The 20689-nt window shown below is 65.3% G+C and carries 19 protein-coding genes; 11 read left to right on the top strand and 8 right to left on the bottom strand.

Features of this window, described 5'->3' with window-relative positions; all coding sequences use genetic code 11:
- Positions 1–67 precede the first annotated feature (67 nt).
- Positions 68–1414 (bottom strand): oxygen-independent coproporphyrinogen III oxidase, encoded by a 1347-nt coding sequence (gene hemN, locus FIV09_RS10135; protein ID WP_172975682.1) that lies wholly within the window; start codon positions 1412–1414, stop codon positions 68–70.
- A gap of 70 nt (positions 1415–1484) precedes the next feature.
- On the opposite strand from hemN, the gene fnrL reads away from it, so the two are divergent.
- On the top strand, positions 1485–2225 hold the full coding sequence (fnrL, locus tag FIV09_RS10130; RefSeq protein WP_152449830.1) for a transcriptional regulator FnrL: 741 nt from the start codon (positions 1485–1487) through the stop codon (positions 2223–2225).
- 18 nt (positions 2226–2243) lie between these two features.
- Here the strand turns inward: fnrL and FIV09_RS10125 are convergent, their stop codons facing one another.
- Entirely contained in the window at positions 2244–2522 is a 279-nt protein-coding gene (locus tag FIV09_RS10125; protein ID WP_172976566.1) for a pentapeptide repeat-containing protein, read from the bottom strand.
- A gap of 217 nt (positions 2523–2739) precedes the next feature.
- Here FIV09_RS10125 and ccoN point away from each other — a divergent pair, with 217 nt between their 5' ends.
- From ccoN to ccoS, 9 genes are all read left to right on the top strand, one after another.
- Positions 2740–4341 (top strand): cytochrome-c oxidase, cbb3-type subunit I, encoded by a 1602-nt coding sequence (gene ccoN / locus FIV09_RS10120; RefSeq protein WP_152449828.1) that lies wholly within the window; start codon positions 2740–2742, stop codon positions 4339–4341.
- A 5-nt stretch (positions 4342–4346) separates the two neighbouring features.
- The gene (ccoO, locus tag FIV09_RS10115; RefSeq protein ID WP_152449827.1) at positions 4347–5099 is read left to right on the top strand and encodes a cytochrome-c oxidase, cbb3-type subunit II; all 753 of its coding nucleotides are present in this window, start codon (positions 4347–4349) and stop codon (positions 5097–5099) included.
- An 11-nt stretch (positions 5100–5110) separates the two neighbouring features.
- Positions 5111–5311 (top strand): cbb3-type cytochrome c oxidase subunit 3, encoded by a 201-nt coding sequence (locus tag FIV09_RS10110; protein ID WP_152449826.1) that lies wholly within the window; start codon positions 5111–5113, stop codon positions 5309–5311.
- The gene (gene ccoP, locus FIV09_RS10105; protein ID WP_152449825.1) at positions 5308–6183 is read left to right on the top strand and encodes a cytochrome-c oxidase, cbb3-type subunit III; all 876 of its coding nucleotides are present in this window, start codon (positions 5308–5310) and stop codon (positions 6181–6183) included. Before FIV09_RS10110 ends, ccoP begins: the two co-directional genes overlap by 4 nt.
- A gap of 282 nt (positions 6184–6465) precedes the next feature.
- On the top strand, positions 6466–7656 hold the full coding sequence (locus tag FIV09_RS10095; RefSeq protein ID WP_152449824.1) for a glycosyltransferase: 1191 nt from the start codon (positions 6466–6468) through the stop codon (positions 7654–7656).
- Positions 7657–7779: 123 nt separating this feature from the next.
- On the top strand, positions 7780–9339 hold the full coding sequence (ccoG, locus tag FIV09_RS10090) for a cytochrome c oxidase accessory protein CcoG (RefSeq protein ID WP_152449823.1): 1560 nt from the start codon (positions 7780–7782) through the stop codon (positions 9337–9339).
- A gap of 1 nt (position 9340) precedes the next feature.
- Positions 9341–9796, top strand: a complete 456-nt coding sequence (locus FIV09_RS10085) for a FixH family protein (protein ID WP_152449822.1) — start codon at positions 9341–9343, stop codon at positions 9794–9796.
- Positions 9793–11928 (top strand): heavy metal translocating P-type ATPase, encoded by a 2136-nt coding sequence (locus FIV09_RS10080; protein ID WP_254702195.1) that lies wholly within the window; start codon positions 9793–9795, stop codon positions 11926–11928. Before FIV09_RS10085 ends, FIV09_RS10080 begins: the two co-directional genes overlap by 4 nt.
- Positions 11925–12083, top strand: coding sequence for a cbb3-type cytochrome oxidase assembly protein CcoS (ccoS, locus tag FIV09_RS10075; protein WP_152449820.1), 159 nt, complete (start codon positions 11925–11927; stop codon positions 12081–12083). The genes FIV09_RS10080 and ccoS overlap by 4 nt, the downstream gene beginning before the upstream one ends.
- On the opposite strand, the gene FIV09_RS10070 is transcribed toward ccoS, so the two are convergent.
- The 4 genes from FIV09_RS10070 to FIV09_RS10055 form a co-directional block, all read right to left on the bottom strand.
- Positions 12080–12700, bottom strand: coding sequence for a YitT family protein (locus FIV09_RS10070; protein WP_152449819.1), 621 nt, complete (start codon positions 12698–12700; stop codon positions 12080–12082). The genes ccoS and FIV09_RS10070 overlap by 4 nt on opposite strands.
- Before the next feature lie 108 nt (positions 12701–12808).
- Complete coding sequence (locus FIV09_RS10065) at positions 12809–13456, bottom strand: DsbA family protein (RefSeq protein ID WP_152449818.1); 648 nt, start codon at positions 13454–13456, stop codon at positions 12809–12811.
- 71 nt (positions 13457–13527) lie between these two features.
- Positions 13528–15039, bottom strand: a complete 1512-nt coding sequence (locus FIV09_RS10060; RefSeq protein WP_152449817.1) for a class I adenylate-forming enzyme family protein — start codon at positions 15037–15039, stop codon at positions 13528–13530.
- Positions 15040–15146: 107 nt separating this feature from the next.
- Positions 15147–16961 (bottom strand): extracellular solute-binding protein, encoded by a 1815-nt coding sequence (locus FIV09_RS10055; RefSeq protein WP_152449816.1) that lies wholly within the window; start codon positions 16959–16961, stop codon positions 15147–15149.
- Between the two features lie 331 nt (positions 16962–17292).
- Between FIV09_RS10055 and FIV09_RS10050 the strand changes: the two genes are divergently transcribed.
- A complete protein-coding gene (locus FIV09_RS10050; protein ID WP_152449815.1) occupies positions 17293–18066 on the top strand; it encodes a 3-hydroxybutyrate dehydrogenase in 774 nt (257 codons plus the stop codon).
- A 324-nt stretch (positions 18067–18390) separates the two neighbouring features.
- Here FIV09_RS10050 and FIV09_RS10045 read toward each other — a convergent pair whose 3' ends face one another.
- Together FIV09_RS10045 and FIV09_RS10040 are read right to left on the bottom strand one after the other, a co-directional pair.
- The gene (locus tag FIV09_RS10045) at positions 18391–18729 is read right to left on the bottom strand and encodes a hypothetical protein (protein ID WP_152449814.1); all 339 of its coding nucleotides are present in this window, start codon (positions 18727–18729) and stop codon (positions 18391–18393) included.
- Positions 18729–20648, bottom strand: a complete 1920-nt coding sequence (locus tag FIV09_RS10040) for an ABC transporter ATP-binding protein/permease (RefSeq protein WP_152449813.1) — start codon at positions 20646–20648, stop codon at positions 18729–18731. The genes FIV09_RS10045 and FIV09_RS10040 overlap by 1 nt, the downstream gene beginning before the upstream one ends.
- Positions 20649–20689 lie beyond the last annotated feature (41 nt).

Here is a 20689-nt window from a genome sequence, read left to right as displayed (position 1 = left end):
CAAGGATGGACCGAGGTCGCCGGTCCATGATCGAAACTCTGCCGCAAGAAGAAGGCTGCATAACCCGCTAGCTTGCCATGCTGAAACGGCCGACATCCTCGGCCATGCCGGGGTCGATGCGTGCGGCCATCAGACGGGCGTAGCGCATGTCGGTCAGCGACAGAATTCCGTCTGCGATCCCGCCCATTCCGGGCAGGTCCGAAAGAGCGGCTGCGGCTCGATCAATCAGATGATCGGCGGGCAGCTTATGCCGCTGCGCAAGTGCTGCAAAATCGAGGATGCCGTCGCACATCACTCGCTCAATGGCGTCGGCGGCGAGGCAATCCTCGGCCGACAGCGCGTAGCCGCGCGATGTCGGCAAACACCCGTTTTCAACCGAAACTGTCCAATCGCGTGTCGCGGATGCGTTCTGCCCATAGCCTTCCCGGAAGCGCGAAATCGCGGATGGACCAAGTGCGACCAGCGTCTCGGCCCGGTCGGTCGTGTAGCCTTGAAAATTCCGACGCAGCGCTCCGGTTCGGGCCGCCGCTGCCATTTCGTCTCCGGGCAGGGCGTAATGGTCGATACCGATGGGCAGGTAGCCAGCCGCGACAAGCTGTGCGCGGGCCAGATCAGCGAGCGCAATGCGCGCTTCAGGATCGGGCAGGGCGTCTTCCGGGATCAATCTCTGCCGCTTGGCCATCCAGGGCACATGCGCATAGCCGTAAAGTGCGATTCGGTCGGGGCGGTGGCCGATCACCGCGTCGAGTGTGGCCGCAAGGCGCGCCTTGGTCTGATGCGGCAGCCCGTAGAGGAGATCGAAATTTACGGATCTCACGCCGCGCGACCGCAGGCCCGCGACCGCGTCCGCGGTGATCTCCGCGCTTTGATGGCGGCCGATGGCGTCCTGAACCAGCGGGTCGAAATCCTGCACGCCGATGGAGGCCCGGCTGAGCCCGAGCGCGGAAAGCGCGTCCAGCCGCGCATCATCAAGCTCGCACGGATCAATCTCGACGGAGATGTCTTTGCAGCCATCCAGATCGAAACTCTGGCGCAGGATGCCGTTCAACCGCGCCATCTGCCCGGCGCTCAGGAGGGTGGGCGTGCCGCCGCCCAGATGCAGCGAGGCCACTTTTTGCCTCCGCCCGATCGTCCTCGCGACCAAGCGCGCCTCAGCCTCCAACGTGTCGAGGAAACGCGCCAGCGGTGCGGCATTGGTGGTGCCCTGCGTCCGGCAGGCGCAGAACCAGCAGAGCCTGCGACAGAACGGCACATGCGCGTATAGCGATATCGCCTCATCCGCGGGCAGGGTTGCAAGCCATCCGCCGTGGCGGGCGGGGCCGATGGCATCCGAAAACCGCGTCGCAGGCGGATAGGACGTGTAGCGGGGCACTTTCGCTTCGAGAAGCGCGGCGTGGAGATAATCCTGTGTCATGATCCGGATTTGCGCCGCGCCGCTCGCATCTTGCATTGATGCAGATCAACGCTCTTGATAGCGTTTTCGCATGGTACAGCTCAAGCCCGTCATCGCCTGTGGAAATTGCCCGATCCGCCACAACGCCGTCTGCGCCGAATGCGATGCGGACGAATTGGCGATTCTCGAACAGGCGAAATCCTACGTCACACTGGCCCCCGGCAGCCGTCTTGCCGAGGCGGGGCAATCGCTGGATTTCCTGTCCTCCATCGTGACCGGCTGCGCGACCATGTCCCGCACGCTGGAAGATGGCCGCAGGCAGACCGTGGGGCTTCTCTTGCCGTCGGATTTCATCGGCAGGCCCGGGCGCGCGACCTCGCCCTATGACGTCGAGGCGGTCAGCGAGATCACCCTGTGCCGGTTCGAGCGGCGCACGTTCGAAAAACTTGTTCGCGACACGCCGCATATAGCGACCCGGCTGATGACCATGGCGCTCGACGAGCTTGACGCGTCGCGGGAATGGGCTGTCGTGCTGGGCCGGATGACCGCACGCGAAAAGGTGCTGTCGCTGCTCGTGAACCTTGCCCGCCGTGCGGCATCGCGCGAAGGCAAGGGTACACCTGAAAAATCCCTGACACTGCATCTGCCGCTGTCGCGCGAAGGACTTGCGGATTACCTTGGCCTGACCATCGAGACGACGAGCCGCCAGTTCACCGCTCTGCGCAAGGAAGGGCTGTTCGAGATGGTGTCGAATCGCGAACTGAGAATTCCAGATTTCGAGCGTCTGGTGATGGAGGCGGGCGAAGACGATGATGGCGGCATGATCGCCTGATCCGGCAGATGCCCGCGCTCAATCCGTCTCGGGGTTGAGCGTCCGGTACGCGGCAATCATCGCCTCCACCGGAACACCGTCGATCGTGGCACCCGCCAGACGGCAATCGCACAACGTCAGATCCGTAAGATCTGCATTCTCGATGCGCACGCCCCTGAGCCGCGCATCCGATATGATCCCCATGGACAAATCGGCATTCCGAAACGTCGTTCGCGACAGGTTCACATCCTGAAAGCGCGAACCCGACAGGTCGGCATTTCGGACGACGAGCGCGTCCCTGATGTCGGTAAGGTCCATCGTGGTGCGCCCCCTCTCACGGCAGATCAGTCCCAAGCCTAGACCGGCACAGGGCCGCAGGTACAGGCTGCCCGAGCCAAAGCGTCGCATCTTCTCCGACCAAAGGGCAATGTTGATCCATGTCAAAGCGGGCGCGCGTCGTTCCGTGGCACCCCCGGACGCACAGGCCAAGCCCGCAAACCGGTTTGGCCAAAGAAACGTCAAGGGAACGAATGACATGGTTTATGCAAGGCTTGCCCTTCTGGGCCTTGTGGCACTGGTCGCGGCGATGGCCGCGAATTGGGGCCGCGACCTCGCTTATACCGTCCATGCGGCCATCATCATGGTCGTTGCGGGCGGTCTTTTTCTTTGGGAATTGCGCAATGTGGACGAACCCCGGCTGCTGCCGGACCAGGGTGCCTATATGGACGGCCCGATCCGCGCAGGGGTCATCGCCACCGCCTTCTGGGGCATTGCGGGTTTTCTCGTGGGCGTGTTCATCGCAGCCCAGCTGGCCTGGCCCGGTCTCAATTTCGACTGGTCCGAAGGCTATGCCAATTTCGGTCGTCTGCGCCCGCTGCACACCTCGGCGGTAATCTTTGCCTTCGGCGGTAACGCCTTGATCGCCACGTCGCTTTACGTGGTGCAGCGGACCTCCGCGGCGCGGCTCTGGGGCGGGAATCTCGCGTGGTTCGTCTTCTGGGGCTATCAGCTCTTCATCGTGCTGGCGGCCACCGGCTATCTTCTGGGCGCGACCCAGTCGAAGGAATATGCCGAGCCGGAATGGTATGTCGATATCTGGCTGACGATCGTCTGGGTGTCCTATCTCGCCGTCTTCCTCGGCACGATCTTCAAGCGCAAAGAGCCGCATATCTACGTGGCCAACTGGTTCTTCCTCGCCTTCATCGTGACCGTCGCGATGCTGCATGTGGTCAACAACCTGTCGATTCCGGTCTCGATCTGGGGCTCGAAATCCGTGCAGGTCTTCTCGGGCGTGCAGGATGCGATGACGCAATGGTGGTACGGCCATAACGCCGTGGGCTTCTTCCTGACCGCGGGCTTCCTCGGCATGATGTACTACTTCGTGCCGAAGCAGGCGGGCCGTCCGGTCTACAGCTACAAGCTGTCGATCATCCACTTCTGGGCGCTGATCTTCCTTTATATCTGGGCCGGTCCGCACCACCTGCACTACACCGCGCTGCCCGATTGGGCCTCGACGCTCGGCATGGTGTTCTCGATCATCCTGTGGATGCCCAGCTGGGGCGGCATGATCAACGGCCTGATGACGCTGGAAGGCGCCTGGGACAAGATCCGCACCGACCCGATCATCCGGATGTTCGTGGCGAGCCTTGCCTTCTACGGCATGTCGACTTTCGAGGGCCCGATGATGTCGATCCGCGCAGTGAACTCGCTGAGCCACTACACCGACTGGACCATCGGTCACGTGCATTCCGGCGCACTTGGCTGGAACGGGCTCATCACCTTCGGCTGCCTCTACTACCTGACGCCGAAGCTCTGGAACCGTGCGAGCCTCTATTCGCTGCGCGCCGTGAACTGGCACTTCTGGTTGGCGACGATCGGCATCGTGCTCTACGCCGCCTCGATGTGGGTGACCGGGATCATGGAAGGCCTGATGTGGCGTGAAGTCGACGCGCAAGGCTTCCTCGTGAATTCCTTCGCAGACACCGTCTCGGCCAAGTTCCCGATGTATGTGGTGCGGATGACGGGCGGGCTTCTGTTCCTCCTCGGTGCCCTGATCATGTGCTGGAACCTCTTCATGACGGTCCGTGCCGTGCCCGAAGCGGGCCGGGCGCAGACCCAAGCCATGCCTGCGGAGTAAGGATCATGAGCGAACAGACACCCAAAAAGAAGAAGACCATCCTCGACCGCCACGCGGTCCTGGAGAAGAACGCCACGCTCCTGCTGGTCGGCTCCTTCGTCGTGGTCACCATCGGCGGCATCGTCGAGATCGCGCCGCTCTTCTGGCTCGAGAACACGATTGAGGAAGTGGAGGGCATGCGCCCATACTCGCCGCTCGAGCTGACGGGCCGGGACATCTACATCCGGGAGGGTTGCTATGTCTGCCATTCCCAGATGGTCCGGCCCATGCGCGACGAAGTGGAACGCTACGGCCATTACAGCCTCGCGGCGGAATCGATGTACGACCATCCGTTCCAATGGGGCTCCAAGCGGACCGGGCCGGATCTGGCCCGCGTGGGCGGGCGCTACTCGGATGCCTGGCATGTGGATCACTTCGCCAATCCGCAATCCGTGGTGCCCGAGAGTGTCATGCCGAAATACGATTATCTCGCCCGCACGCCCATCGAGCCGGAGTACATCCGCGATCTGATGGTCACACACCGGATGGTCGGCGTGCCCTACACGGACGACATGATCGACGCGGCGGTCACCGACTTCCGCGTGCAGGTCGATCCCTTCGGCGATTATGACGGCCTGCTGGAGCGCTATCCCGGCGCGCAGGTGCGCAACTTCGACGGTCAGCCCGAGCTGACCGAGATGGATGCGATGATCGCCTATCTGCAGATGCTCGGCACGTTGGTCGATTTCTCGACCTTCACCGCCGATTCGACCCGGTAAGGGAGGGCGAGATGGAGACCTATACCTTCCTGCGCCAACTCGCAGACAGCTGGGTGCTGCTGGCGCTGTTCTCGGTGTTTCTCGGCGTGATCGGCTGGGCCTTCCGGCCCGGCTCCCGCCCGCTGCACGACGATGCGGCGCGCACCGTGTTCCGCAATGACGCGGCCCCGGACGGGCCACAGTCCGACAGCGAGATCGGAGAGACAAAATGACCGAGAAGAAACACGACGATGTCACCGGCACCGAAACCACGGGCCATAGCTGGGACGGCATCGAAGAACTGAACACGCCGCTGCCGCGCTGGTGGCTCTGGACCTTCTACGCCACCATCGTCTGGGGTGTGATCTACACGATCCTCTATCCCGCATGGCCATTGGTCTCGTCCGCGTCTGCGGGCATCCTGGGCTGGTCCACGCGGGGCGAGGTGGCCCAACAGATCTCCGAAGCCGAGGCCGCCAATGCCGGTCTGCGCGCCCAGTTGATCGAGACCGAGCTTGCCGCCGTGTCCGAGGATCCGGCCTTGCAGAACTACGCGGTCCAGCACGGGGCTGCGGTCTTCCGCACCAATTGCTCGCAATGCCACGGGCAGGGCGCGGCGGGCGGCAAGGGCTATCCCAACCTTCTGGATGACGCCTGGCTCTGGGGCGGCCAGATCGAGGAGATCGCCTATACGGTCCGCCACGGCATCCGCAACGAGGACGACCCCGATGCGCGCTACAGCCAGATGCCCGCCTATGGCGACATCTTCTCGGACGAGGAGATCGACCTGATCGTGGCTCATGTGGCGACCCTCGATGACGGGGCCGATCCCATGGCGGGCCCGGCGGGGGAACTCTGGGCCAACAATTGCGCGGCCTGTCACGGTGAGGACGGCAAGGGCAACCATGACCTGGGCGCGCCCAACCTGACAGACGCGATCTGGCTCTACGGCAGCAGCGAGGCGGACCTGACCTACACCATCGTCAATGCCCGCTTCGGGGTCATGCCCGCCTGGGGCGCATTCCTGACGGAAGACGAGGTGCGCGCGGTTTCGGCCTATGTGCACCAGCTCGGCGGCGGTGAGGCGGAGATGCCCGCCGAGTAGCGCCGACAAGGGAACACCCGGATCCGGTCGTGAAGGGCGGCCGGGTTCGGGTCTCGATGGCTCCAGCAGGGAAGGTGGAGTTGTCGGGGTGGGGGGAGGCTCTGGCCGGGGCCTCCCCTTTTTCGTGTCTGCTGGGCGGGCGGGCGCGATCTGGATCGCGCATCTTCCGCGCAATCGGCGCCTTCCTGCGGCCCGTCGCGCCTCGGAAGACCCGGACGTCTGGCCTCGGGGGATATCCCGTGCAAGTGTCGGGCAATGCTCTTTCACACGCCTCGTTGATCCATGACCGCGCCCCGCCTTCTGATGATCGCACCGGCCCCGGTGATCCGGGGCAGTCGCGGCATCACGCTTGATCGAAAATTCGTGGAAGGCATGCGCCATCACGTCGCGTCCTGGCCCGGCTCGGTCGCGGTCCTGCTGCGCGAAGGGGCGGGGAATATCCCCTTCGGCGCGATGGAGATCGACCCGGCCTCGGAACCCTACGATCTGCGGATCATCGCCGCCCATGCGCCCGTCACCGCCCGGGATGTCGATGGCGCCGATCTTCTGTTGTGCAGCGCTGACGATGACCGGAATTTCGGAGTGGAGGCGGTGGCCGCATCATGTGGTATCCCGCTCGTGGCGTCGCTTGAATACACGTTGGAAACCCGCCTGCGCATCGCGGCCCTCGATACCACGAAAAGTTCCCCGCGGCGGGCCCTCTCAGCCCTGCGCATCGCGTGGCGTGATCGCAAGCGGCGCGCGCTCCTGTCGGGGGCTGCCGCGCTGCAAGCCAATGGCTATCCGGCCCATGCGCTCTGTCGCAGGTTCGATCCGCAGGCGCTTCTCTATCTCGACAATCGCATGACTGCCGATCTCTTCGCCAGTCCCGAGGATCAATCCGCCCGTCACGCGCGCCTGATGTCGGGCGCGCCCCTGCGCCTGGTCTATTCCGGACGGTTGGAGCCGATGAAGGGCGCGCAGGACCTGGCCCCGGTTGCGACCGCGCTTCTTGCGCGCAACATTCCGTTCACGCTCGATATATTCGGAGCGGGCAGCTTGCGGGGCCGGATTGCCGATCAGATCGCGCAGGGCGGTCTGGAGGATCATGTCACCCTGCATGATCCGGTCGATTTCGCGACTGAGCTCGTGCCGTGGCTGCGCCGGAACGCGGATATCTACCTTTGTTGCCACCGGCAATCCGACCCGTCCTGCACCTATCTCGAAAACATGGGCTGCGGTCTTGCCGTGGCGGGCTATGCCAATGGCATGTGGGCGGCGCTGGCAAAGGCGTCGCGCGCGGGCCGCGCCTCTGCGCTGGGCGATGTGTCTGCGCTGGCCGCCGAAGTGGCCGCATTCGATGCTGACCGCGAGGGCCTGATCCAGGCCTCGAAGAACGCGCATGACTTTGCCCGCGGCCATGATGTCGAGACCGAGTTTCGCGCCCGCATGGAGCACCTCGCGGGTCTTGCGGGGCAGGGTGCCTCGCGCTGACAGGAAACGCCCCGGAAGGGTGCGACATTTGCGCATGCGCCCCCCGGTTTGATCTGGGTCAAGGAGCGCGCCCGGCACAAGGTGGCATAGCTGGCAAAAATCCCGGCCAAGGATTCCCAGAATATGTCCGATCAAGGTGCTGAAACCCCGCAACTTTACGCGGCGCGTGAACCGATATTTCCCCGTCGCGTCTCCGGCGCGTTCCGGCGTCTGAAATGGTGGATCATGGGCGTTACGCTCACGATCTATTATCTGACGCCCTGGATCCGCTGGGACCGGGGCCCGAACCTGCCCGATCAGGCGGTGCTCGTCGATCTGGCCAACCGGCGCTTCTACTTTTTCTGGATCGAGATCTGGCCGCATGAATTCTATTTCGTCGCGGGGCTTCTCGTGATGGCGGGGCTGGGGCTCTTTCTCTTTACCGCGGCGCTGGGCCGGGTCTGGTGCGGCTATGCCTGCCCGCAGACCGTCTGGACCGATCTGTTCCTGCTGGTCGAGCGCTGGATCGAGGGGGATCGCAATGCCCGTCTGCGCCTGCACAAGGCGCCATGGTCGGCGCGGAAATGGCGCCTGCGTCTGACCAAATGGACGATCTGGGTCGCGATCGGCCTCGCCACGGGTGGTGCCTGGGTGTTCTATTTCACCGATGCGCCGACGCTCCTGCGCGATCTGCTGACACTCTCGGCGCATCCGGCGGCCTATACCTCCATCGCGATCCTGACCTTCACCACGGTCGTCTTCGGCGGTTTCATGCGGGAACAGGTCTGCATCTACATGTGCCCCTGGCCGCGTATCCAGGGCGCGATGATGGATGAGGACACGCTCACCGTCGCTTACCGCGAATGGCGCGGGGAGCCGCGCGGCAAGGGTCTGCGCCGTCGCCATGAGGCCGAGGAGGCGGCGCACGCGGCCGAGGAGGCGGCCGTGACCCGCGCCGCAGGCCCGCAGATCGGCGGCCGCTCGCCCGCACTGAAGATGCCCGGCATCCCGGATACCGCCTCTGGCGCCGCCCACCACGAAGGCCCCGGCGATTGCATCGATTGCAATGCCTGCGTCAATGTCTGCCCGATGGGCATCGATATCCGCGATGGCCAGCAGATGGCCTGCATCACCTGTGCGCTCTGCATCGATGCCTGTGACGAGGTGATGGAGAAGGTCGGCAAGGAGCGTGGCCTCATCGACTATATCGCTCTCTCGGACGCGCCGCGCGAACGTGCAGGCCAGCCGCCCCGGTCGCTCTGGGTGCATGTGCTGCGCGCGCGGAACATCCTCTATACGGTGCTCTGGGCCGGGATCGGGCTCGGGCTCGTGTTCCTGCTCTTCATCCGCTCCGACATCGACATCACCGTGGGCGCGGTCCGCAACCCGACCTTCGTGACCCTGTCCGATGGCACGATCCGCAACGCCTATGACCTGCGTATCCTCAACAAGAACGGCGATGACCGCGTCTACCTGGTGTCGCCCGGCTTCGGCGCCGATCTCGACCTCGAGATCGAGGGCCATCCCGGCAGCACCATCCCCGTTCCCGCCAACACCACGGGCAATACGCGGATCTACTTCACCGCGCCGCCCGATACCCCTGCGGCCAATGCGGATCGCACCGATTTCCGCATCTGGGTCGAGGACATGCAGTCGGGCGAGCGCGCCTATGCCGACACCACCTTCAACGGAAAGGGCCAGTGACATGACCAAATCCGCAAAACCGCTCACCGGCCGCAAGGTCTTCGCGATCTTCGCCACCGGGTTCACCATCATCATCTCGGTCAATCTGGCGCTGGCCTTCAACGCCGTGCGCACCTTTCCGGGCCTCGAGGTCGAGAATTCCTATGTCGCAAGCCAGATTTTCGACGACCGCCGCGATGCGCAGGAGGCCCTGGGCTGGGACATCACCGCCGCCTATGAGAACGAGGCCCTGCGCATTGACGTGACCGACCGCGCCGGCAATCCCGTCGCCCCCGACGATCTGACCGTGCGCGTGGGCCGCCCGACGATGGAGGCGCAGGATCTCGATGGCCGCGCCGCCGTGGGCCATGCCATGCCGCTCGATCTGGCCCCCGGACGCTGGCGCGTCGACGTGGCCGCCACCGCGCCCGACGGCACGCCCGTCGAAAAGCGCATCCTGCTCTGGGTGCGGTCGTGACGGCGGCCTGCCCGGCCTGCGCGGCGCTGCCGGAACCGGCCAAGGCGGCCGGTGCCGCGCCGGACCTGGTGCTGCATCTGCCCGATATCCACTGCGCGGGCTGCATCGGTGAGGTCGAGGAGGCGCTGAACGCCGTTCCGGGCGTCGCGGAGGCGCGGGTGAACCTCACGCTGAAGCGCGCCTTCGTGGCGTCGGGCGGTGTATCGGCCGAGACGCTGATCGACGCGCTCGCTTCGTCTGGCCACCGCGCGCAAATCTTCGATCCGGGGCTCTTGGGCGGACAGGACCGGTCGGGCCGGGACCTCTTGATGCGCGTGGGCGTGGCGGGCTTCGCGATGATGAACGTGATGCTCCTGTCGGTTGCGGTCTGGTCCGGGGCGGATCATTCCACCGCGCTTCTGTTCCACCTGATTTCAGCGCTGATCGCGGTGCCGGCGGTGGCCTATTCCGCGCGGCCGTTCTTCGGCTCGGCCTTGGGCGCGATCACGGCGGGGCGGCTCAACATGGATGTGCCGATCTCGGTCGCGATCCTTCTCGCGCTCTTCGCCTCACTCGCGGGCGCGCTTCTGGGCCATGACCGCGCGGCGTGGTTCGATGCGGCGCTCGCGCTCACGTTCTTCCTTCTCGTGGGGCGGTATCTCGACCATATGGGCCGGTCCTCGGCCCGCTCGGCGGCGGCGGAACTGGCCGCGCTCGAGGCGCCGCAGGCGGTCCGGGTCGTGGATGGCGTCGAGAGCATCGTGCGCGCCGCCGATCTGAGGCCCGGGGACATGATCAGCGTGCGCCCGGGCGACCGGTTGCCCGTGGACGGGATCATCGTCGAGGGCGAGACGGACCTCGACCGTGCGGCGCTGACCGGCGAAAGCCAGCCTGACGCCGTCGGCGTGGGCGATGCGGTCGCGGCAGGCGAGGTGACGCTGACCGGGCCGCTTCTGGTGAGGACGCTGCGTGCGGGCTCCGACACGAGCCTGCGCAGGCTTGCCGACCTCGTCGCTTCCGCCGAGATGCAGAAAAGCCGGTACCAGGGTATCGCCGATCGCGCCGCGCGCATCTATGCGCCGCTCGTGCATATCCTCGGCGCGGCGGCCTTCGTTGCGTGGTTCCTGGCGACCGCAGATGGCTGGCGTGCGCTCGACGTGGCGATCTCGGTGCTCGTCATTACCTGCCCCTGTGCGTTGGGGCTCGCCGTCCCGGCTGTCTCGACGGTCACGACCGCGCGGCTCTTCCGCAAGGGGATGCTGGTGAAATCGCGCACGGCGCTCGAACGGCTGGCCGAGGTGGACCTCGTCGTGTTCGACAAGACCGGTACCCTGACCACGGGCCGGATGACGCTGCTGACCGAAATGGACGATGCCGATCTGGCGCTTGCAGCGGGGCTGGCGCAGGGATCCTCTCACCCCGTGTCTCGCGCCATAGCACTTGCGGCGGAGAGCCGCGGCATCGCGCCCGCGTCCATGACGGGCATCCGGGAGATCCCGGGGCACGGCGTGACAGCGGAGGGTGGGGTCCGGCTCGGGCGCGCGGATTGGGCCGGCGCCACGGACGTGGCGGGGCAGGGCACGGCGCTCCGGCGTGCGGACGGCACGACGCTGCCATTGGCCTTCTCGGAGGAATTGCGCGCCGATGCGGCAGAGACGGTGGCCGAGATCCGCCGCGCGGGCCACGAGGTCGTGCTCCTGTCGGGCGATGCGCCCGAGGCGGTGGCGCGCATGGCCGAGCGGCTCGGGATCGAGACGGCGCTGCCGCGCATGTCGCCCGAGGCCAAGGCGCAATGGTTGAACGATGCCAAGGCGCAAGGGCAGAAGCCGCTCATGGTCGGCGACGGGCTGAACGACACCGGTGGACTGGCCGTCGCGCATGCCTCGATCGCGCCGTCCTCGGCGCTCGATGCGGCGCGGAATGCCGCCGATCTGGTGCTTCTGTCCGATCACCTGGCCCCGGTGGCCGAGGCGCTGCGCGCGGCGCGGGTCGCCAAGGTGCGGATGCGGCAGAACATCACGCAGGCAGTGCTCTATAACGTCATCTCGGTGCCGGTGGCGCTTGCGGGCTTCGCCACACCGCTCCTCGCGGCGATCGCGATGTCCACGTCGTCGGTGACCGTGTCGCTCAATGCCATAAGGGGGCAGAAATGAACGTGCTCGTCTTCTTGATCCCGGTTTCCGTGGGGCTCGGGCTTCTGGGGCTCGGTGCGTTCGTCTGGACCATCGCCAAGGGGCAATATGACGACCCCGAAGGGTCGCGGCAGCGCCCGCTCGATGACAGGTTCGACGACGCGCCCAAGCCCTAGGGTTTGGCGATGTAGCGGTCGCGCCGGTGGTTGATCGTGATGATCGCGTTCAGGATCACCGCGCCCAGCAGCGACCACAGGACCTTTTCCCACGGGAAGAGAAACAGCGCGAGCGTGAAGACACCCAGATCGAAGATGAGCTGCGTGTTGCCCGCCTTGATCCCGCGCGTATCCTGCAGCCAAAGCGCCACGATCCCCACGCCGCCCAGCGACGCGCCGTGCCGGAACAGGCCCAAAAGCCCCATGCCTGCACACAGCCCGAACAGACCGGCGCCCACCGCGGGATGCAGCGGCTGGACCTGGACCACGAAGGGCATGAGCTCTGCCATGACGGACATGGTCGTCACGGCGATGAAGTTCTTCACAGTGAAGCGCCAGCCCATCTGCCGGATCGCCAGCACGTAGAACGGCATGTTCAGAACGAAGAAGACGACCCCGAAGCTCCAGCCCGTGGGATAGGCCACGACCAGAGACAGACCGGCGATCTGGCCGGTGATCAGCTCTGAGGCGCGCAGGAACTGGATCGACAGCGCCACAAGCGTGCAGCCGATGAGCATGCCCTGCACATCTTCGGCCAGCGTATGCCGGTCAGGGGGCGGATCGGAGAGAAGTAACATGGGAGGTGTCTTGACGCGCCGCCCCGGGATTTCAAGGCAAGGGCCGGATTGCGTGCGTGAAAGACGGGCGGCCTGCCGTAAAAACAGGCAAGCGCGCCCGTGCGGCGCTTATTCGGCGGCGTCGAGCGCGCCTGCCGCGATCTCGTCGATCACCTTGGCCCAAAGCTCGGGCGGCTGCGCGCCGGGCACGGCATGGCGGCCCGCAACGATGAAGGTCGGCACCGAATTGATGCCCATCTCGCGCGCGGCTTTATCGCGGTTCTGCATCTCCGCGACATCGGCATCGCTGTCCAGAAGGCGCAGCACGACGCTGGCATCCATCTCGATCCCGTCGGCGATATCGGCCAGAACGTCGCGTGCGCCAATATCGCGGCCCTCTTCGAAATAGGCCTTGAACAGGGCCGAAACGGCGGCAGTCTGGCGGCCCTCGATGCCCGCCCAATGGATCAGACGATGCGCATCGAGCGTGTTGGGCGTGCGCTGAATGCCTTCGAAATTGATCTCGAGCCCGGCCTCCTTGGCCTTTTCGACGACCGGCGCATAGGCGCGCACGGCCCCCTCCTTGCCGCCGAACTTCCCTTCGAGATAGGCCCGGCGATCCATGCCGTCCGCAGGCATGTCGGGATTGAGCTGGAAGGGATGCCAGGTGATCTCGAACGGGTGATCGGGTTGCGCCAGAAGCGCCCGGTCAAGGAAGGATTTGCCGATATAGCACCAGGGGCAGATCGGATCGGAAAAGATGTCGAGCTTGGCCATGTGGCGTCTCTCCTGTCTCAGGTTTGCGCCGTCTTAACAGGCCCGCACGGGGATTGCACGCCGCGGTGCGGTCAGGCCTGTCCCGTATCGCGCAGCGCCTTGCGGATCAGCTTGCCATTGGGGTTCTTGGGCAAAGCTTCGCGGTGATGAAAGAAGCGCGGCTGCTTGTACCGGGCAAGGCGCGCCGCGCCCCAGGCCTGAAGCTCCGCCTCCGGAATGGTCGCGGGCCCGGTCCAGGACAGCGCGATGAGGCGCACACCCTCTTTCACCTCGATATCGGTGGCGCCGCATTCCTCGATACCGGGATGGGCAAGGAACGCGGCCTCAACCTCCAGCGGGGAGACGCGATATCCGCCTGCATTCATCATGTCGTCGCCGCGCCCCAAATAGGTGATCTGGCCATCCTCGGACATGGCGCCCTGATCGCCGGTGACGAACCAGTCGCCGCGAAAGCGCGCGCGGGTCTCGGCCTCGGCGCCGAAATAGCCCAGCATCAGACCGGGATCGTCTGCGTGAACGGCAATCTCGCCGGGCGTGTCGAAGGGCACCGGGCCGTCGGGGCCGAGGATGGCCACGCGGCGCCCCGGCTGGGGGCGCCCGATGGCCGCGTCGCGCGCCGGGCGTGCGGGCGCGCCCGACACGAAGGTGGAGCATTCGGACATGCCGTAGGCTTCGAAGATCGCCGTGCCCGTCGCCGCCTCCCACGCGGCGCGGATCGGGGCTGCCAGCTTTTCGCCCGCCGCGAGCCCATGCCGCAGCTTTGGCAGGTCCAGCTTCGCGTGACGCTTGAGGATCGCGCGGTAAACCCCTGGGGCTGCTGCAAAGATCGTCGCCTCATGGCGGCGCATCAGAAGCGGGATCTGCGCGTGATCGACGCCGTCTGCCGGGATCAGCGCGGTGGCACCCAGGCTCCACGGATCGAGAAGACCCGTGCCCAACGTGAAGGTCCAGTTGAACGCGCCCGCATGCAGGACACGGTCCTCGGGCGTGAGCCCGTACCAGCCGTCGATCATCATGCGCCGGGCCCAGATCGCGCGATGGGCATGGCAGACCGCGCACGGCACACCGGACGTGCCCGAGGTGTAAACGATATAGGCCAACCGCTCCGGATCGCCGCGATCCCAGTCGCAGGGCGGCAGATCGTACCATGCGCTCATTTCGGCCAAGGGGATCACCGGAATATCCGCCTTCGGGCAGGCCAGACCGTCCGCCTTCAGGATCGCCGCCGGGGCGAGCTGGTCCAGCATGACCGCCACTTCGGGCGCGGTCAGTTGGGCAGAGGTCGGCACGGGTACGATGCCTGCCGCGATGGCCCCGAGATAGGCGATGGGAAAATCGGGCGTGTTGCCGATCCGCATGAGGACGATATCGCCGGGTTTGAGACCCTGACGCAGAAGGCCGGTGCCGACCCCGCGCACGGCGGCGCGCAGCTTTCCGTAGGACCAACGCTCGGCCCGATACGGACCCAGCACCGCCAGCGCGATCTTGGCGTCAGGCGCGGCACCCGCCGTCAAGACATGCTCGGCGAGGTTGAAGGGCGCGGGGCAGGGCGCGGGCGGGCCTTGATCGAAGACGGAAACCATCCGTCGGTTATGCCACGACGGGGCCCGTGCGCAACAGCGCAAAACCTTTCGCATGCGAAAGGATTTACGTTTATTCACAGCATCTTAACGGTGCGCGCGGGGTGGGGTCACTCCTCCCACCACCAGACATCCGGCTGCCAGCCCAGCCAATCGCCGTAGATCGGCAGTTCCTCGGGGAACCGCAACTCCTTGGCATGGGCGATGCGGCTGACATTCCATTGATAGATCGGGATGACATATCGCCCCGTCGTCAGCACCCGGTCGAGCGCGCGGGTTGCGGCGATGAAATCCTCGCGGCTTGTCGCGTTCAGCATCGTGTCGATCAGCCCGTCCACGGCGGGGCTTTTGACGCCCATCCAGTTGCGCGAACCGGGCTCGTCCGCGGCGGCGGCGCCGAAATAGAGCTTCTGCTCGTTGCCGGGAGACAGCGACAGGCCGCGCTGGTAATAGGCCATGTCGAAATCGTAATTGTTCGTCCGTTCGGTGTATTGCGCGGGATCAATCACGGTGATGGTGACGGAAATCCCCATGCGCTCAAGGGCTTGCGCGAAAAGGTCGATAATCGACTGTGCCTCTGCGGAGCCTTGAGCCAAGAGCACCTCAAAGGTGAAGGGACGGCCATCGGGGCCGACCATGGCACCGTCCTGCACGGTGAAGCCCGCCTCTTCCATGAGGCCCATGGCGCGGCGAAGATTGGCGCGGTTGCGCACCGAGCCGTCCGAGACGGGCAGCTCGTATCCCTCAAGCGCGCCGGGCAGAAGCTCCGCCTCATAGGGGGCCAGCATTTCGGCGACGCGGCCCGTGGCGGGGCCCGGCTCCATCCCGAGGAAGGAGTTCGAGAAGTAGGAGGTGATCCGCTCCTGCCGACCGCCGGTCATGGCATCGTTGATATATTCGAAGTTGAAGGCGTGCAGCATGGCCGCGCGTACGCGCCAATCCTCGAAAGCCGGTTTGCGGCTGTTCATCACGAAGCCGATCATGCCCGAGGGGCGTTCGTGCGGGATCTCCGATTTGACCAGATCGCCCGCGCGCACGGCGGGGAAATCGTACTGCGTCTCCCATTTTTCGGCGTTCGATTCGCGGTGCGAATTGATCAGCCCGCCTTTGACGGCCTCGAACATGGCCTGGCTGTCGCCGAAGAATTCAAGCCGGATCTCGTCGAGATTGGCCTGGCCCGCCATGAACGGCAGATCTGCGCCCCAGTAATCGGGGTTGCGGGTGAGCGTCACGTAGCGGCCCGCCTCGAAATCGGTAACCATGTAGGGGGCGGTGCCGACGGGGATCGTCTCAAGACCCGATTCGGTGAAGTCCCGGTCGTCCCATTGCACCTTCTTCAGAATCGGGCGCAGGCCCATGATCAGGGGCAGTTCGCGGTCTTCGACATTGAAGGTGAATTTCACCGACCGGGGCCCCGTCTGTTCCATCGACGCGATCTTGGTCCAGGCGCCGCGATAGCGCGGGTGGCCTTCGGTGCCCAGGGTCTCGTAGCTCCACATCACGTCTTCGATGGTGACGGGTGTGCCGTCGGAGAAGCGGGCCTCTTCGCGCAGGGTAAATTCCACCCAGGAGCGGTCCTCCGGCACCTCGACCGATTCGGCCAGAAGCCCGTAGAGCGAGAAGGGTTCGTCGTAATTCCGGCCCATCAGGCTTTCGTAAGCCAGAAAGCGCAACTGCCACGGGGTGGAGCCTTTGAGGATGTGCGGATTGAGGCTGTCGAAGCTTCCGACCTCGCCGGTGACGATGCGCCCGCCGGTGGGGGCGTCGGGGTTGGCATAGGGCAGGGCCACAAAATCCTGTGGAAGCTGCGGTTCGCCATACATAGCGATGCCATGCTGCGGTTCGGCCTGTGCGCCCGGCGCCCAGAATGCGGTGGCGAACGCGGCGCCTGCGACCGCGAGATGGTGGAAAAACTGCGTGCCCATATCGGGGACAATCCCTGTTGCTCGTTGTTCTATTGGGCGTGACGGTATCGGGGAGTTCGGGGCTTATCAAACTTTTAGCTTGGCAGACCGGGTAATCTCGCTTATCAAGGAAGCACTGCTCGATAGGTTTCTTGCCTGTATGAAACCTGCCTCAATAACTGAACGCCAGCCTCGTGCTGGCGTTTTTTTTTGGCCTTCGCGCTGGATTGACTGGAACAGCGGCGCAGGTTGGGTCCTTCTCTTTGCACACGCAGCGTGTCGCTGCGACATAGAGCATAACGCGGGATGTCGTGCGGCATCTCCGCAGGTTCAAGCGAAAGAGGACAAAGACATGCAATTATCCGGCAAAACCGCCATCGTCACCGGGTCCAACTCGGGAATCGGTCTGGGCGTCGCCCGGTCCCTGGCAGAGGCGGGGGCCGATGTCGTGATCAACTCCTTCACCGACAACAAGGAAGATCACGCGCTGGCCGAGGAGCTGTCGCGCAATTTCGGCGTGAAGGTCACCTATATCCAGGCGGACATGTCGAAGCCCGAGGAATGTCGCGCCCTGATCGAGAAGGCGGGCGCCTGCGACATCCTCGTGAACAATGCGGGCATCCAGCATGTCGCACCGATCGACGAGTTTCCGCAGGACAAGTGGGACGCGATCATCGCGATCAACATGTCCTCGGCCTTTCACTGCACCGCCGCCGCCCTGCCGATGATGCGCAAGGCGGGCTGGGGCCGCATCGTGAACATCGCCTCGGCGCATGGTTTGACGGCCTCGCCCTACAAATCGGCCTACGTGACCGCGAAGCATGGTGTCGTGGGCATGACGAAGACCGTGGCGCTGGAGACCGCGAAGGAAGACATCACGGCGAACGCCATCTGCCCGGGCTACGTGAAGACTCCGCTGGTCGAGGCGCAGATCCCGGACACGGCGAAGAAGTACGACATGAGCGAGGAAGAGGTGATCGAGAAGGTCATCCTCGACCGGCAGCCTTCGAAGGAATTCGCCACCGTGGAGCAGATCGGCGGCACGGCGGTGTTCCTGTGCTCGGACGCGGCGGCGCAGATCACCGGGACGACGATCTCGGTCGATGGGGGCTGGACGGCGCTGTAAGCGGCGTTGGTACGAGGTTGCGAAGAGGCCCCGGATCAGGTCCGGGGCCTTTTTCGTTGAAAATGGCGGCCGTGTGTCGACCGGCTCGCATGGTGCCCGGTTGGACTTACGAGGCGGCCCGAACAGCACCGAAGGTGCCGGGCCAGCGCCGGTCCGGCCCCACCGGACTGGCGCTTTGGTCCCGTGGGCCCGTCGCATGATCGGCGCGATGGCATGATGAGATAAAGCGCTGAGTTCGAACGTTGCAGCGCCAGCCCGCCGGACCGGCGCTGGCCCGGCACGCAGTCGGAGCGCTTGTAAAGCGACGTTGGGGGCAATAGCGCTTCATGCACCCTTTGCGCGGCTTTCCTCGGTCAAGCCCGCCCACCAGTCCGCATAAGACGTGTTCTTCGGGTGTTTCCCGCCCTCATCGGGGGCGCCATCGTCCCACCAGACGGGACCGCGTTCGCCCAGATCGCGTTTCGCCGCATCGACGGCATCGCGGGCGGCGCGTTCGTCGGCCTCCGTCCCGGCCTGACCGACGGCGCGCCGGGCCTGCATGAGGCGCTTCACGGCCGCGCGGCGGGTGCTGTCGTCGAGCGACGGGTCGGTCTTGCGCCAGAGCCGCCCCTTGGCGACGAAATAGCGCCCGTCCGGCGTTTCGGGGTAGTCCTTTCGGGCCATCAGGCGCCGTCGTCTTCCTCGGCCTGCTGACGCGCCCAAAGCTGGGCATAGCGGCCGTTCTTTTCCAGAAGCGCGGAATGCGTGCCTTCCTCGATCACCTCGCCGGCCTGCAGCACCACGATCCGGTCGGCATCGGCGATGGTCGACAGGCGGTGCGCGATGGTCAGGACGGTGCGGCCTTCGCCTGCGCGGGCAAGGGCGGTCTGAATGCCTGCTTCTGTATCGGTGTCGAGCGCGGAAGTCGCCTCGTCCAGCATCAGGATCGGCGGGTCCTTCAACAGCGTGCGTGCGATGCCCACGCGCTGCTTCTCACCGCCCGAGAGCTTCAGGCCGCGCTCGCCCACCTGCGTGTCATAGCCTTCTGGCAGGGTCAGGATGAAATCGTGGATCTGGGCGGCGCGGGCGGCGGCCTCGATCTCGGCATCGGTGGCGTTGTCGCGCCCGTAGGCGATGTTGTAGCGGATCGTGTCGTTGAAGAGCACCGTGTCCTGCGGCACGACGCCGATGGCCGCGTGCAGGCTGTCCAATGTCACGTCGCGGATATCTTGCCCGTCGATGCGGATCGCACCCGCAGAGACATCGTAGAAACGGAACATCAGCCGCCCGATGGTGGACTTGCCCGAGCCCGAGGGCCCGACCAGCGCCACGCTCTGCCCCGGAGCCACGTCGATCGAGACGCCCTTGAGGATGTCGCGGTCGGGATCGTAGCCGAAGCGGATGGCGTCGAAGGTGACGCGCCCGCCCGAGACCTTGAGCGCGGGCGCGCCAGGCTTTTCCTGCACCTCGGAGGGCTGTTCGAGAAGATCGAACATCTCGCCCATGTCGACGAGTGCCTGTCGGATTTCGCGGTAGACGGTGCCCAGGAAGTTCAGGGGAGTGATGATCTGGATCATGTAGGCGTTAACCATGACGAAATCGCCCACGGTCATCTCGCCCGAGGCCACGCCCTGCGCGGCCATGACCATGACGATGACGAGCCCGCAGGTGATGAGCGCCGATTGCCCGAAATTCAGGAAGGCGAGCGAAGTCGCGGTCTTCACGGCGGCGGATTCGTAGCCGACCATCGCGCTGTCATAGCGGCGCGCCTCGCGGTCCTCGGCGTTGAAATACTTCACCGTCTCGTAGTTCAGAAGGGAATCGATGGCCTTCTGGTTGGCATCGGTGTCCTGCGCGTTCATCTCGCGGCGCAGCTTCACACGCCATTCGGTGACCTTGAAGGTGAACCAGACATAGATGCCGATCGTGACAGCCACGACGACGAGATACCAGATATCGAAGAGCCAGAAGAGGATTATGCCGACGAGGGTCAGCTCGAGGATCAGCGGCCCGATGGAGAAGATCAGGAAGCGCAGCAGGAAATCGACGCCCTTCACGCCCCGCTCGATGATGCGGCTGAGGCCGCCGGTGCGGCGTGTGAGGTGGTAGCGCAAGCTGAGCGCGTGGATATGCTGGAAGGTCTGGAGCGCCAGGCGGCGCAGCGCACGTTGGCCCACGCGGGAAAAGACCGCATCGCGCAGCTGCTGGAAGCCCACATTCATCAGGCGCGACATGCCGTAGGCCACGGTGAGGCCGATGGCGCCGGCACCGAGTGCCCAGGCGGGATCGACCCCTTCGCCCGATAGCGCATCGACCGCGGCCTTGTAGAAGAACGGCGTGATGACGGCGACGAGCTTGGCCAGCACCAGAAGCGACAGCGCGATCACGACGCGGCGCTTCACCCAGGTCTGGCCCTCGGGCCAGAGATAGGGCGTGACCTTGCGGATCGTGCGCAGGCCGGAGGCGCGTTCCTCGCGGGCAAGCTCGGCGGCGTCAGGCGTCTCCGTCTGCGCCGTCTTTGTCTGGCCAGTCTGAGTCTGGTCTGTCTGCGGCTGGGTCGTCTTGGACTGGGCGCCATTGGCGCCGGTGGCATCGGTGGGCATCGCCCCTCCTGTCGGGTGGCTCGAAGGCGGACCTAGCGCGT

The sequence above is a fragment of the Roseivivax sp. THAF197b genome, assembly GCF_009363255.1.
Lineage (GTDB): Bacteria > Pseudomonadota > Alphaproteobacteria > Rhodobacterales > Rhodobacteraceae > Roseivivax.
This window is presented reverse-complemented; position numbering and strand designations above follow the sequence as displayed.

Coding starts and splice junctions, on each gene's coding strand:
- FIV09_RS10085 (WP_152449822.1), top strand. CDS start 9,341: ATGACCAAATCCGCAAAACCGCTCACCGGCCGCAAGGTCTTCGCGATC.
- hemN (WP_172975682.1), bottom strand. CDS start 1,414: ATGACACAGGATTATCTCCACGCCGCGCTTCTCGAAGCGAAAGTGCCC.
- FIV09_RS10060 (WP_152449817.1), bottom strand. CDS start 15,039: ATGGTTTCCGTCTTCGATCAAGGCCCGCCCGCGCCCTGCCCCGCGCCC.
- FIV09_RS10065 (WP_152449818.1), bottom strand. CDS start 13,456: ATGGCCAAGCTCGACATCTTTTCCGATCCGATCTGCCCCTGGTGCTAT.
- fnrL (WP_152449830.1), top strand. CDS start 1,485: ATGGTACAGCTCAAGCCCGTCATCGCCTGTGGAAATTGCCCGATCCGC.
- ccoS (WP_152449820.1), top strand. CDS start 11,925: ATGAACGTGCTCGTCTTCTTGATCCCGGTTTCCGTGGGGCTCGGGCTT.
- FIV09_RS10125 (WP_172976566.1), bottom strand. CDS start 2,522: ATGGACCTTACCGACATCAGGGACGCGCTCGTCGTCCGAAATGCCGAC.
- FIV09_RS10045 (WP_152449814.1), bottom strand. CDS start 18,729: ATGGCCCGAAAGGACTACCCCGAAACGCCGGACGGGCGCTATTTCGTC.
- ccoN (WP_152449828.1), top strand. CDS start 2,740: ATGGTTTATGCAAGGCTTGCCCTTCTGGGCCTTGTGGCACTGGTCGCG.
- FIV09_RS10050 (WP_152449815.1), top strand. CDS start 17,293: ATGCAATTATCCGGCAAAACCGCCATCGTCACCGGGTCCAACTCGGGA.
- FIV09_RS10110 (WP_152449826.1), top strand. CDS start 5,111: ATGGAGACCTATACCTTCCTGCGCCAACTCGCAGACAGCTGGGTGCTG.
- ccoO (WP_152449827.1), top strand. CDS start 4,347: ATGAGCGAACAGACACCCAAAAAGAAGAAGACCATCCTCGACCGCCAC.
- ccoP (WP_152449825.1), top strand. CDS start 5,308: ATGACCGAGAAGAAACACGACGATGTCACCGGCACCGAAACCACGGGC.
- FIV09_RS10055 (WP_152449816.1), bottom strand. CDS start 16,961: ATGGGCACGCAGTTTTTCCACCATCTCGCGGTCGCAGGCGCCGCGTTC.
- FIV09_RS10095 (WP_152449824.1), top strand. CDS start 6,466: ATGACCGCGCCCCGCCTTCTGATGATCGCACCGGCCCCGGTGATCCGG.
- FIV09_RS10040 (WP_152449813.1), bottom strand. CDS start 20,648: ATGCCCACCGATGCCACCGGCGCCAATGGCGCCCAGTCCAAGACGACC.
- ccoG (WP_152449823.1), top strand. CDS start 7,780: ATGTCCGATCAAGGTGCTGAAACCCCGCAACTTTACGCGGCGCGTGAA.
- FIV09_RS10070 (WP_152449819.1), bottom strand. CDS start 12,700: ATGTTACTTCTCTCCGATCCGCCCCCTGACCGGCATACGCTGGCCGAA.